Origin of the sequence: Aeromicrobium sp. Sec7.5 (assembly GCF_036867135.1) — a bacterium.
Taxonomy (GTDB): domain Bacteria; phylum Actinomycetota; class Actinomycetes; order Propionibacteriales; family Nocardioidaceae; genus Aeromicrobium.
In genome coordinates this window covers 110454-122912 of sequence record NZ_JBAJIJ010000001.1, presented here as the reverse complement: position 1 = coordinate 122912, position 12459 = coordinate 110454, and the positions used below count along the sequence as shown (strand labels likewise).

Annotated in this window: 10 protein-coding genes; 4 read left to right on the top strand and 6 right to left on the bottom strand. The window is 70.2% G+C overall.

The window, feature by feature from the left end:
• Positions 1-281: 281 nt before the first annotated feature.
• Entirely contained in the window at positions 282-1082 is an 801-nt protein-coding gene (locus V6S66_RS00615; RefSeq protein WP_334204844.1) for a hypothetical protein, read from the top strand.
• A 249-nt stretch (positions 1083-1331) separates the two neighbouring features.
• On the opposite strand, the gene V6S66_RS00610 is transcribed toward V6S66_RS00615, so the two are convergent.
• Positions 1332-3512 (bottom strand): 3-hydroxyacyl-CoA dehydrogenase NAD-binding domain-containing protein, encoded by a 2181-nt coding sequence (locus V6S66_RS00610; RefSeq protein ID WP_334204843.1) that lies wholly within the window; start codon positions 3510-3512, stop codon positions 1332-1334.
• Positions 3513-3547: 35 nt separating this feature from the next.
• Complete coding sequence (locus tag V6S66_RS00605) at positions 3548-4762, bottom strand: acetyl-CoA C-acetyltransferase (protein WP_334204842.1); 1215 nt, start codon at positions 4760-4762, stop codon at positions 3548-3550.
• Positions 4763-5009: 247 nt separating this feature from the next.
• Here V6S66_RS00605 and V6S66_RS00600 point away from each other — a divergent pair, with 247 nt between their 5' ends.
• Positions 5010-5738, top strand: coding sequence for a MerR family transcriptional regulator (locus V6S66_RS00600; protein ID WP_334204841.1), 729 nt, complete (start codon positions 5010-5012; stop codon positions 5736-5738).
• A 72-nt stretch (positions 5739-5810) separates the two neighbouring features.
• Here the strand turns inward: V6S66_RS00600 and V6S66_RS00595 are convergent, their stop codons facing one another.
• The 3 genes from V6S66_RS00595 to V6S66_RS00585 are packed head-to-tail and all read right to left on the bottom strand — an operon-like array spanning position 5811 to position 9254.
• On the bottom strand, positions 5811-6860 hold the full coding sequence (locus V6S66_RS00595; protein WP_334204840.1) for an alpha-hydroxy acid oxidase: 1050 nt from the start codon (positions 6858-6860) through the stop codon (positions 5811-5813).
• Between the two features lie 47 nt (positions 6861-6907).
• Positions 6908-8050: an acyl-CoA dehydrogenase family protein gene (locus V6S66_RS00590; RefSeq protein ID WP_334204839.1), complete on the bottom strand. Its 1143-nt coding sequence runs from the start codon at positions 8048-8050 to the stop codon at positions 6908-6910.
• A 37-nt stretch (positions 8051-8087) separates the two neighbouring features.
• The gene (locus V6S66_RS00585; RefSeq protein ID WP_334204838.1) at positions 8088-9254 is read right to left on the bottom strand and encodes a CaiB/BaiF CoA transferase family protein; all 1167 of its coding nucleotides are present in this window, start codon (positions 9252-9254) and stop codon (positions 8088-8090) included.
• Between the two features lie 120 nt (positions 9255-9374).
• Here V6S66_RS00585 and V6S66_RS00580 point away from each other — a divergent pair, with 120 nt between their 5' ends.
• Entirely contained in the window at positions 9375-10193 is an 819-nt protein-coding gene (locus V6S66_RS00580) for an alpha/beta fold hydrolase (protein WP_334204837.1), read from the top strand.
• 173 nt (positions 10194-10366) lie between these two features.
• On the opposite strand, the gene V6S66_RS00575 is transcribed toward V6S66_RS00580, so the two are convergent.
• Positions 10367-11857 carry an MFS transporter gene (locus V6S66_RS00575; protein WP_334204836.1) on the bottom strand — a complete coding sequence of 497 codons (1491 nt, stop codon included), beginning with the start codon at positions 11855-11857 and terminating at the stop codon, positions 10367-10369.
• Between the two features lie 70 nt (positions 11858-11927).
• Here V6S66_RS00575 and V6S66_RS00570 point away from each other — a divergent pair, with 70 nt between their 5' ends.
• Complete coding sequence (locus V6S66_RS00570; protein WP_334204835.1) at positions 11928-12458, top strand: TetR/AcrR family transcriptional regulator; 531 nt, start codon at positions 11928-11930, stop codon at positions 12456-12458.
• Position 12459 lies beyond the last annotated feature (1 nt).

Below are 12459 nucleotides of genomic sequence, written 5' to 3'. Positions count from 1 at the left end.
CGAGTGACCAGATCGACGCCGGTTCCGTCTGGCCACCGGTGGTTGAGGTGCGAGTGCGCCCTGGCGCGCGAGCCTCGAAACCTCGGACGGCTACCGGAGTCGGGTGCACGGGGTTTCGAGGCTCACGCCGCAGGCGGCGTTCGCACCTCAACCAGCGAGGCGGTTGCCGAAGGCAAGGCTGTCGCCCGCACCACCGGTGGTTGAGGTGCGAACGCGCTCTGGCGCGCGAGCCTCGAAACCTCCCTCCGTCACGGACTGCGAGGCGCAGGCAAGATGGTGCCGTGGAGTACACCCGGTACCGGCTCGATCCGAGGCTTTCGTCGGTCCTCGGCCGGCTCAGCACCTCGAAGTTTCCGGAGTCAGGTCAGCAGCTGATGGACAAGCTGCCGCAGCTCGTGGCCGCGGCGGCTCCGACACCGACCGGCGATGCGCTCGAACGCACTCTGGCTCCGTTCCGTTGGTTCCTCGAGCGCGGTGACGGCGAGGGTCTGCCGTTGACCCAGGCCGGCTATCTCAAGCCGGCCGACGTGAAGCAGGTCGCGGCGCTGCTGCCGACGATGACGGACTGGATCTTCCCCGTGACTCGGGAGGTCAACACCCAGCCCGTCCTGGGGTTCCGCGATCGCGTGCAGCGGATGGGCCTGCTGCGCAAGCGGAAGGGAGCGCTCCTGACCACCCGCCTCGGACGATCCCTGAACCATCCGGGCGCGCTGTGGGACCACATCGTCGACAGCCTGATCCCCGAGGGTCATGACTTCGACACCGATGCCGCGGTACTCATTGCCATTCACTTCGCTGCCGAGCCGGGGCGTCGGGTCGACCCCTATGGCATCGCCGCGACGCTCGGCCAGCTCGGCTGGGCGCGCGAGGGAGGCTTCCCCGTCCAGGCTGACGACCTCCACTGGCGCATCAACGACGTGTGGCACCTGCTCGGGAACATCGGCCCGAGCTCGGGCAGCCGGCGCGAGCGGACCCCAAGCCCCGAGGCTGTCGCCCTGGTCCGGGACGCCTTGGTGTCGGAAACCTTCACCCAGCACCGCGAGACGACGCGCCTCACGGGGGACTTCAGAGAGAGCCGCTAGAGCGTCGGGAGGTCCGTCACGTCGGGCTCCGGTATTCGGGTGCACGAGGTTTCGAGGCTCACGCCGCAGGCGGCGTTCGCACCTCAACCACCGGAGGGGAGGACCGCAGGCGGCGTTCGCACCTCAACCACCGGAGGGGAGGACCGCAGGCGGCGTTCGCACCTCAACCAGCGGAGGGGAGGGCGGGGGCGGGACACGACGAACGCCCCCGTCCCACGTGGGGACAGGGGCGTTCGTGGTCAGGCGGCGTCAGGCGTAGTTCTCGCCGTTCTTCGCCTTCTCGACGAGCGAGGCCGGCGGCAGGAAGCGCTCGCCGTACTGCTCGGCCAGCTCGTTGGCGCGCTCGACGAAGGCCTGGATGCCCAAGCGGCCGTCGGCGGCCTCGTAGCCGTTGATGTACTGCAGCACGCCGCCCTGGTTGGGCGGGAAGCCGATGCCGAAGATCGAACCGATGTTGGCGTCGGGCACCGAGCGCAGGACGCCCTCGTCGAGGCACTTGACCGACTCGAGGCTCATGATGAACGTCAGACGCTCACGCAGGTCCTGCAGCGGCGGCTGCTCGGCGGACGTCGGGAACTTCTCCGCCAGGCCCGACCAGAGGCCGGTGCGCTTGCCGTCGACGTACTCGTAGAAGCCCGCGCCCTTGAGGCGGCTCGGGCGGCCCGCGTCGATCATCTGGTCGATGACGTCCTCGGCGGCCGCCGGGGTCCAGGTGCCGCCCTCGGCCTCGGCCGCAGCCTTGGACTCGTTGCGGATCTTGACCATGAGCTCCATGTTGAGCTCGTCGGTCAGCTGGAGCACGGGGGCCGGGAAGCCGGCCTGCGTGGTGGCCTTCTCGATCGTGGCCGGCGCGACGCCCTCGGCGAGCATGCCGATGCCCTCGTTGACGAACGTGCCGATGACCCGGCTGGTGAAGAAGCCACGGCTGTCGCCCACGACGATCGGGGTCTTCTTGATCGCCAGGGTGTAGTCGAAGACCCGGGCGATGGCCTCGTCGGAGGTCTCCTCGCCGGCGATGATCTCGACCAGCGGCATCTTGTCGACGGGCGAGAAGAAGTGGATCCCGATGAAGTCCTTCGGACGCGAGACGCCCTCGGCCAGGCCCGTGATCGGCAGCGTCGACGTGTTGGAGCCGAGCAGCGCGTCGGGCTTGACGACCTTCTCGAGCTCGGCGAACACGTCGTGCTTAAGCTTGACGTTCTCGAACACGGCCTCGACGACGAAGTCGGTGCCCTCGAGGTCGGCGTAGTCGGCGGTGGCCGTGATCCGGCCCAGCACCTCGGCCTTCTTCTCCTCGGTGATCTTGCCGCGCGAGACGGCCTTGTCGAGGATCTTCTCGCTGTACGACTTGCCCTTCTCGGCGGCCTCGAGCGAGATGTCCTTCAGCACGACCTCGATGCCGGCCTGCGCGGTGACGTACGCGATGCCGGCGCCCATCATGCCGGCGCCGATGACGGCGACCTTCTCGGGCAGCTTCTTCTCCACGCCCTCGGGACGCGACTTGCCCGCGTTGATGGCGGAGAGGTCGAAGAAGAACGCCTGCGTCATGTTCTTGAACTGCTGACCGACGATGAGCTCGACGAGGTAGCGGCTCTCGATGCGCGACGCGGTGTCGAAGTCGACCTGGGCGCCCTCGACCGCGGCGCTCATGATGTTCTTCTGCGCGCGGTAGTCGGCACCCTTGACCTGCTTGCGCAGGTTGGACGGGAAGGCCGGCAGGTTCGCGGCGAACGACGGGGTCGACGGCGAGCCGCCGGGAATGCGGTAGCCCTTGCGGTCCCACGGCTGGGTCGCGGCCTCGGCGTCGTCGGCGTGAGCCTCGACCCACGCGACTGCGGTCGACAGCAGGTCCTCGGGAGCCACGACCTCGTGGACCAGACCGATCTCGACGGCCTTGGCCGGCTTGAAGCGCGGGCCCTGGAGAAGCACCTTCATCAGGGCGTCGGCGATGCCGAGCATGCGGACGGTGCGGGTGACGCCACCGCCACCGGGCAGCAGGCCGAGGCTCGCCTCCGGCAGACCGATGTCGTAGCGACCCTCCGCCGCGACGCGGTGGTGCGTCGCGAGAGCGATCTCGAGGCCACCACCGAGGGCGGCGCCGTTGATCGCGGAGGCGACGGGCTTGCCCGCGGTCTCCAGGCGGCGGAGCGCGGACTTGACGCTCTCGACCTCCTCGAAGAAGCGGGGGGCGTCCTCCTGGGTGGCCTTCAGCATCAGCTTCAGGTCACCACCGGCGAAGAAGGTCTTCTTCGCCGAGGAGACGACGGCACCCTTGACGGTGCCGGCCTGGACGTCGGCGACGTAGGAGTCCACCGCGGCGGCCATGCCGTCGCGGTAGGCCTCGTTCATCGTGTTGGCGCTCTGGTTCGGGTCGTCCAGGACGATGTGAGCGATCGCGTCCTTGACCTCGTAGCGCACGGCTGCAGTCATGAAATGTGTCTCTCTTCTCTCAGGTCTCGTGCGGGTCAGAGGGCTTCGATGACCGTGGCGATGCCCATGCCGCCGCCGACGCAGAGCGTGGCGAGGCCGTAGCGCTTCTCACGGCGGTGGAGCTCGTCGATCAGGGTGCCGAGGATCATCGCGCCGGTCGCGCCGAGCGGGTGACCCATCGCGATCGCGCCACCGTTGACGTTGGTGCGATCGTGCGGGAAGTCGCCGAGGTCCTTCATCAGGCGCATCGCGACGGCCGCGAAGGCCTCGTTGATCTCGATCAGGTCGATGTCGTCGATCGACAGGCCCGCCTTGGCGAGCGCCTTCTTGCTGGCCGGGCCGGGGCCCGTCAGCATGATCGTCGGGTCGGCGCCGGAGACGGCGGTCGAGAGGATGCGCGCGGTGGGCGTGAGGCCCGCCTTCTTGCCGGCCTCGTCGCTGCCGATGAGCACGAGGGCCGCGCCGTCGACGATGCCGGAGCTGTTGCCGGCGTGGTGGACGTGGTTGATCTTCTCGAGCTGCGTGTACTTCTCGAGCGCGACCGCGTCGAAGCCACCGAGCTCACCGATGTCGGCGAACGACGGCTTCAGGCTGCCGAGCGACTCGACCGTGGTGCCCTCGCGCACGAACTCGTCGTGGTCGAGGATCGTCAGGCCGTTCTTGTCGACGACGGGGATGACCGACTTGCTGAAGTAGCCGTTGGCGATGGCCTTGGCGGCACGGGCCTGCGACTCGGCGGCGAACGTGTCGACGTCCTCGCGGCTGTAGCCCTCGATCGTGGCGATGAGGTCGGCACCGATGCCCTGGGGGACGAAGGAGGTGTCGAGGTTGGTGCGCGGGTCCATGGCCCAGGCGCCACCGTCGCTGCCCATGGGCACGCGGCTCATGGACTCGACGCCACCGGCGAGGATGAAGTCCTCCCAGCCGGAGCGGACGCGACCGGAGGCCTGGTTGACGGCCTCGAGGCCCGACGCGCAGAAGCGGTTGAGCTGGACACCGGCGACGGTGTCGGGCAGGCCGGCGGCGATGGCCGCGGTCTTGGCGATGTCGCCGCCCTGGTCACCCACGGGCGAGACGACGCCGAGCACGAGGTCGTCGATCGCGTTCGGGTCGAGGGAGGGGTTGCGGTTCTGGATCTCGCTGATCAGACCCGTCACCAGGTCGATCGGCTTGACCTCGTGGAGGGAGCCGGTCTTCTTGCCGCGACCACGCGGGGTGCGGATGGCGTCGTAGACGAAAGCTTCGGTCATGAGTGGGTCCTCGCAGACGGGTGGGGCAGGTCGGCTGACGTGGTGCCAGCACTGTGCCGACGCGGAGCCAGCACGAAGGGGTGGCCCGGTGTCTCCACCGAGCCGAACCATTGTGACACTACTACTGTCAGGGTACTCCGGTCACCGGTCCGGCGGTAGGGCCGGGCGATGAACAGTCAGCGCAGACTGTACGCCCTTCCGGGTTCGGTACGGATCGTGACACCGGAACTGCCACTATCCTCGGCGTGTGAGTGCCACCGAGGGATCGCCCGACTCCGAGTCGCTGAGCGTCGAGCAGCTGGCGTCCCGCGTCGGCATGACGGTGCGGACCGTCCGCTTCTACGCCGGCCGAGGGCTCATCCCGCCGCCGCGGCGCGCGGGCCGCAACGGCTTCTACGGGTCCGACCACCTCGCCCGGCTCGAGCTCGTGCGTGAGCTGCAGGCGCACGGCCTGACCCTGTCGGCGATCGAGGGCTACCTCGAGCGGATCCCGTCCGACGCCACGCCCGAGGAGGTCGCGCTCCACCGCACGCTGTTGGCGCCCTGGAGCCCCGACCTGCCCGAGCAGATGGACCGCGCGACGCTCGAGGTGCGGTCCGGCCGCTCACTGAGCGACGACGACCTCGACGTCCTCGTCGCGATCGGCATCGCCGAACCCACCCCGGCCGAGGACGTCTTCCGCGTCGCCCCGGCCCATCTGGCCATCGGCATCGGTTTTCTCGACGCCGGCCTCCCGGTCGCAGCCGCCCGCGCCTCCCGGCACATCGTCGTCGAGCACGGCACCCAGCTCGCCGAGCAGCTGACCGAGCTGTTCCGCCAAGAGGTCTGGCCGCACCTGAAGGCCTCGGGCCAGCCGCCCGAGGCCATCACCGCGATGGTCGAGCGCTTCAAGCCCCTCACGGTGCAGGCCCTGGTCTCGGCCTACGAGGACGCCGTCGACGAGCTCAAGCGCGAGACCGTCCGCCGCCGGGTCTGAGCCAAGACCCTGCACGCTGCCCGTCACCCGACCAGTGGCTTCGAGGCTCGCGCGCCAGGGCGCACTCACACCTCAACCAGCGGGTGGGAAACCAGCGGGCCGCCGGCCGACGTAGCTGCCGTCGAGGTCGGCAGCCCGGGGGCAGCCGAGGAGGGCGAGGGTCGAGTCGAGCTCGGCGACCAGCTGTTGGAGCACGGCCTCGGCTCCTTCTGCGCCTCCCCGGGCCAGGCCCCACAGGACGTGCCGGCCGACCAGCACCGCGTCGGCCCCGAGCGCCAGTGCCTTGGCGACGTCCCAGCCGCGGGTGACCCCACCGTCGACGAGCAGGTCGACGGTGCCACCGACGGCGTCGACGATCGGCGGCAGCGCGTCGATCCCGGCGAGGGTCGTGTCGAGCTGTCGTCCTCCGTGGTTCGAGACGATGATCCCGGACGCCCCGGCGTCGACCGCGCGCTCGGCGTCGTCAGGTCGGAGCACGCCCTTGAGCACGACGGGCATGCCTGCGGCGTCGGCGAACTCACCGATGTCGTCCCACGTCAGGCTCGCGTCGTGCATCGCGAACAGCTGCTCGGTGGTCAGCGGCGGCCCGGACGGGTTGAGCGCGATCGGGTGCTCGACCCGGAACCCGGTGCGCTTGTCGCGCTCGCGCCACCCGGCGACGGGGAAGTCGACCGTGATGACGAGGGCCTCGTACCCGCTCTCGCGCGCCTCGGCCACGAGGTCGTGCGACACCGCGCGGTCTCTGAAGACGTAGAGCTGGAACCAGCGGTCCGACGGTCCCAGCGCGGCGGCCACGTCGGACGGGCTGGTCGTGGTCTGCGACGAGAGCACGTAGAGCGAGTCGGTCGCCGCGGCCGCCGCGGCCGTGCCGAGCTCACCCACCTCGTGCGCGTGCTTCTGGTACGCCATCGGCGCCACCACGATCGGGTGCGGCCGGTGCCGGCCGAGCAGCGTCGTGCCGAGATCGCGCTCCGCGACGTCGACCAGCACCCGTGGGTGGAGCGCGATGCGCCGCCACGCCTCGTGGTTGTCGCGCAGCGTGAGCTCGTCCCCGGCGCCCCCGGCGAAGTAGCCGTGGGCACCGGGGCCGAGCAGAGCCTCGAGGTCATCGCGACCGGTCATGGTCGCGACGGTAGTCGACCCCGGCGCCCCGGTTCAGGTGCGCAGGCTCAGATGCCCATGCCGCGACCGACGATCTCCTTCATGATCTCGGTCGTGCCGCCGTAGATCGTCTGGATGCGGGTGTCGAGGTACGCCTTCGAGATCGGGTACTCGCTCATGTAGCCGTAGCCACCGTGCAGCTGGAGGCACTCGTCGGCCGCACGCTTCTGCAGCTCGGTCGTCCACCACTTGCCCATCGCGGCGCCCTCGACGGTGAGCTCCTTTGAGTTGTGGCGCACGATCGACTCGTCGACGAAGACCTGCGCGATCGTGGCCTCGGTGTGGAGCTCCGCCATCTTGAAGCGCGTGTTCTGGAAGTTGCCGATCGCGCGACCGAAGGCCTTGCGGTCCTTGACGTACTCGAGGGTCATGTCGACGATGCGGCGCGTGGCCGCGGCGGCGACGACCGAGATCGAGAGACGCTCCTGGGGCAGCTTCTCCATCAGGTAGATGAAGCCCTTGCCCTCTTCACCGATGAGGTTGGTCACCGGCACGCGGACGTCGTCGAAGAACAGCTCGGCGGTGTCCTGCGCCTTGAGGCCGATCTTGTCGAGGTTGCGGCCACGCTCGAAGCCCTTCGCGCCGCGCTCGACGGCGATCAGCGAGAAGCCCATCGCGCCGGCCGACGGGTCGGTCTGGCAGACCACGAGCACGAGGTCGGCGTTGATGCCGTTCGTGATGAAGGTCTTCGAGCCGTTGATGACGTACTCGTCGCCGTCGCGGACCGCGGTGGTCTTGATGCCCTGCAGGTCCGAGCCGGTGCCCGGCTCGGTCATGGCGATCGCCGTGATGATCTCGCCCGAGCAGAAGCCGGGGAACCACCGGTCCTTCTGCTCCTCGGTGGCGTGCGACAGCAGGTAGCCCGAGACCAGGTCGGTCTGGATCACGAAGCCGACGCCGGAGGCGCCGATGCGGGTGATCTCCTCGTTGAGGATCGCGTTGTAGCGGAAGTCGTCGACTCCGCCGCCGCCGTGCGACTCCGGCATCATGAAGCCGAGCAGGCCCATCTCGCCGGCCTTCAGCCACAGGTCGCGCGGCACGATGCTGGCCTTCTCCCACTCCTCGTGGTGCGGCGAGATCTCCTTCTCGCAGAAGGATCGGACGGTGTCGCGGAACGCGTCGTGGTCGGCGTCGAAGATGGTGCGCTTCATGGGTGCTCCTCGGGTTGGATCGAGCTGGGGGTGGAGGTCAGTCGTTCTGGACGGCTACGCCGCGGGCGATGAGGGTGTCGACGTCGTCGACGCCCCACGCCGTCAGCGCGGTTCGGGTGTCGGCACCGGTGCGGGAGGGCGGGGTGCCGAGGGTGGCCGGGGTGGCCGAGAAGCGCGGCGCGGGGGCCGGCTGCACGAGTCCGTCGCGCTCGACGTACGTGCCGCGGGCGACGTTGTGCGGGTGCTCGTACGCCTCCGTCAGCGGCACGACGGGGGCGATGCAGGCGTCCGTGCCCTCGAACACCTCGGCCCACTCGGCCTGGGTGCGCGAGGCGAAGGCCTCCGTCAGCCGGGCGCGGAGGTCGCGCCAGTTCCGCGGGTCGTTGCGGTCCGGGAGATCGGCGAAGCCGGCCTCGGCCAGCAGCTTCTCGGTGGCGGCCCAGAACTGCGGCTCGAGTCCGCCGACCGACATCCAGCGGCCGTCCGAGGTCTCGTAGACGTCGTAGAAGGGTGACCCGCCGCCGAGCAGGCTCGTGCCCCGACTGCCGTCCCAGACCTGGTTCTGCTGCATCGTCACGGCCATCGACATCAGGTGGGCGACGCCGTCGGTGATGGCGGCGTCGACGACCTGGCCCTCACCCGTGGCGCGCGCGTGCGTGAGCGCCGCGAGCACCCCGGCGACGAGGTAGAGCGAGCCACCGCCGAAGTCGCCGAGCAGGTTCTGCGGAAAGGCGGGCGGACCGCCGCGGCGACCGAGCGGATCGAGTCCACCGGCGACCGAGATGTAGTTGATGTCGTGGCCCGCGCTCTGCGCGAGCGGGCCGTCCTGGCCCCATCCGGTCATGCGACCGTAGACGAGGCGCGGGTTGCGGGCGTGGCACTCGGCGGGCCCGAGGCCGAGGCGCTCGGTGACGCCGGGGCGATACCCCTCGAGGAGGATGTCGGCCTTCTCGACCAGGTCGAGGACGAGGTCGATCCCGCCGTCGGCCTTCAGGTCGATCGCGACGCTGGGGCGACCGCGGCCGAGGATGTCGCGCTCGGCCGGGCCCAGGGTGAGGCCTCCGCCGCCCGGGCGGTCGACGCGGATCACGTCGGCGCCGAGGTCGGCCAGCATCATCGCGGCGAACGGGCCGGGGCCGATGCCGGCCAGCTCGACGACACGGACTCCGGCCAGCGGGCCTCGGGCGGGATTGTCTACAGTCACAGCACCATTGTGACAGTAGTGGTGTCACGATTTCAACATACTCGCGGTACGCTGCCGTTCCGGTCGTGCCATCATCGATGTCGCAGTCCGCCGCCGGCCCGGAAGAGAGAAGAGTCCCCGATGCTGCTCCCCGACCTCACCTACGTCCGCAAGGGCTCCGGGCCCACGCTGGTCCTGCTGCACGGCATCGGCCACAACAAGGGCGCGTGGGACCCGATCATCGACGACCTCGCCACGCGCTACGACGTCATCGCTCCCGACCTCTCGGGCTTCGGCGAGTCACCCGCATTCGCCGGCGGCGTTCCCTACTCGATGCCGAACGCGGTCGACCACCTCGCGTCGCAGTTCGAGCGCTGGGGCGTCACCAAGCCGCACGTCGTGGGCAACTCCCTCGGCGGCGCCATCTCGCTCGAGCTCGGCGCGCGCGGACTCGTCTCGTCAGTCACCGCGCTGAGCCCCGCCGGGTTCTTCGGCCCGATCAGCAAGTTCCAGGCCCTCGCCGCACTGTTCGTGCTGCGCATCGTCGCGGTGCTCTCGCCGGAGTTCGTCGTCAAGCGACTCACCCGCACCGAGATCGGCCTGCGCCTGTCGGGCCAGCTGCTCTACGCGCACCCGGAGCGCATCCCCCAGGACGCGGCCCTGCGCGACGCGCGTGGCCTGAAGTACTGCACCGCGTTCGAGCGCACCGCGATCCAGGCGCTGGGCTACTTCTTCGACCACCAGGTCCCCGTCACCACGACCGTCGCCTGGGGCACGAAGGACCTGATCCTGCCCTACTCGCAGTCACGCACCGCCCGCGCGCGCCTGACCCACGCCGAGCACGTCGACCTGCCCGGCTGCGGCCACGTGCCGATGATCGACGACCCCGAGCTGGTCACCCGGGTCATCGACACGACCGTCGCCCGCGCCGAGCAGACCCGCACCGCAGCAGCGGCCTGAGGGGCACCGCCGGTTGAAGCCCGGCGTCACCACCTGCCAGGCGGCCACGGACCAGAGGCGTGGGTCCCGCCCCGATTTGGTGACTTTGGGCCCATTCCGAGCCTCAAAACGGGCCGAAAGTCCACACATCTGGGTGACCCACCAGATGGCCGTGGTTTCGAGGCTCCTCGGAATCACCTCGGCAGCGTCCGCCAGCTGATCAGGGCAGCCAGCAGGGCGACGCCGATCGCGACGCCGGAGGCGTACTGCACCCCGAGGTCGAAGGCCGCGACGGCGGAGTCCGACAGGGCCGTGCCGATGCCGTTCGGCAGGGTCGACGCGTGCTCGAGGGTCGCACCGAGCGTCTCGTGCGAGCCACCGCCCACGGCGTCCGCCGGCACCGCGAGGTGCGCCGCGTAGGTCGCCGTGACCACGCTGCCCAGCACGGCGGTTCCGAGCACCGCACCGACCTCGTAGGCCGTCTCCGAGATCGCCGAGGCCGCGCCGGCCCGGTGCGGCGGGGCATGGCTGAGCACCATGTCGTTGGTGAGCGTCTCGGCCATGCCGATGCCGATCCCCATGACCGTGAACGCCAGCATGACGCTTCCGACGCTGGGGTGACCCGTGAAGGCCGCGATCGCGTAGCCGCCGGCCGAGGCCACGAAGCTGCCGGCCACCAGCACGCGCGCCGGCACGACCCGGACGAGCGCGACGGCGACGAATCCCGCGGCCACCGTCACGACCAGGCCGGGCAGCAGCACGAGGGCCGCGACCATCGGCTCGAGCCCGAGCACGAGCTGCAGCAGCTGCGCCGCGAAGAACAGGAACCCGGTCAGGGCCATGAGGCTCAGCAGGTTCGCGACGACCGAGCCGGCGAAGACGCGGTTGCGGAACAGGTCGACGTCCAGCATCGGCGTGACGCTGCGCCGCTGACGGCGCACGAACGCGATGCCCGAGGCGACGGCGAGAGCCAGGCACGCGACCGTGACGTCGTCGACGCCGGCGTGCACCGCGTGCTTGATCGCGTAGACAGCCGGGAGCATGGCCAGCATCGACAGACCGATCGAGATCGGGTCGACCGGACCGGGCCGGGGGTCACGTGACTCCGGCACCAGCCAGAGCGCCAACGGCACCAGGATGGCCACGACCGGGGCGTTGATCAGGAAGACCGAGCCCCACCAGTAGTGCTGCAGGAGCCAACCACCGAGGATCGGACCGAGGGCCGCACCACCGGAGAACATCGCGGCCCACGTCGCGATCGCGATGCGACGGTCGCGGGCGTCGGTGAAGACGTTCCGGATCAGCGAGAGCGTCGACGGCATCAGCATCGCGCCGAAGAAGCCCTGCGCCGCGCGCATCACGATGAGCGCCTCGGGGCTGGGGCTGAAGGCGGCCGCGAGCGACACGACGCCGAAGCCGATCGAGCCGGTCACGAGCAGACGTCGGCGGCCCAGGCGGTCGCCGAGGCTGCCCATCGCGATGAGCAGGCCGGCGAGCATCAGCGCGTAGATGTCGACGATCCACAGCAGCTGGTTGCCGGTCGGCGCCAGCGCCGTGCTGAGGCTGGGCAGGGCGAAGCTCAGCACGGTGTTGTCCACCGAGACGAGGAGGACGGGGAGCATCAGGGCGGCGAGGGCGGCCCACTCGCGGCGCGTGGCGCGCGCGGAGAGAACGTCGTGGGTCATGCGGTGAACTGTACCGTCCAGACGGTACAGTTCCAACTCAGGTCGGCGTGACTCGTCCTACACTCCCGGCATGGCCTCGAGCGACGACCGCAGCACCCGCGACCGCCTGCTCGACGCGTTCGAGCACCAGCTCGTCGAGGGCGGCAGCCGCGCCGCGACGCTCGACGCCGTGGCCGCAGCCGCCGGTGTCTCCAAGGGCGGGCTGCTGTACCACTTCCACAGCAAGGACGAGCTCGTCGAAGGCATGCTCGAACGCCTCTACGAGCAGGCCGACGCCGACGTCGCGAAGATGCGCGAGGCCCCGGCCGGGCCGGTCGACTTCTACCTCGAGACCTCGGTCGACTCCGGCAGCGACTTCGACCGCGCCCTGATCGCGGCGACCCGCATCGCGCAGGAGAACGACTCCCGGGCCGCCGAGGCCATGGCCCGCGTGCGCGACGCCTGGTTCCAGGTCCTCGCCGAGCACCTCGGCGACGAGGCCCTGGCCCGCACGATCCAGCTGATCGGCGACGGCCTCTACTTCGACGACTCCACCGGGCTGCGCGACCCGGACGCCCTGGCGCACGTCCGCGCGGTGCTGGGGCGCCTCGACGTGCTCTGAC

What these genes read in the sequence shown, in the direction of transcription:
- V6S66_RS00610 (WP_334204843.1), bottom strand. Translation starts at nt 3,512, where the DNA reads ATGACTGCAGCCGTGCGCTACGAGGTCAAGGACGCGATCGCTCACATC.
- V6S66_RS00605 (WP_334204842.1), bottom strand. Translation starts at nt 4,762, where the DNA reads ATGACCGAAGCTTTCGTCTACGACGCCATCCGCACCCCGCGTGGTCGC.
- V6S66_RS00595 (WP_334204840.1), bottom strand. Translation starts at nt 6,860, where the DNA reads ATGACCGGTCGCGATGACCTCGAGGCTCTGCTCGGCCCCGGTGCCCAC.
- V6S66_RS00590 (WP_334204839.1), bottom strand. Translation starts at nt 8,050, where the DNA reads ATGAAGCGCACCATCTTCGACGCCGACCACGACGCGTTCCGCGACACC.
- V6S66_RS00580 (WP_334204837.1), top strand. Translation starts at nt 9,375, where the DNA reads ATGCTGCTCCCCGACCTCACCTACGTCCGCAAGGGCTCCGGGCCCACG.
- V6S66_RS00575 (WP_334204836.1), bottom strand. Translation starts at nt 11,857, where the DNA reads ATGACCCACGACGTTCTCTCCGCGCGCGCCACGCGCCGCGAGTGGGCC.
- V6S66_RS00570 (WP_334204835.1), top strand. Translation starts at nt 11,928, where the DNA reads ATGGCCTCGAGCGACGACCGCAGCACCCGCGACCGCCTGCTCGACGCG.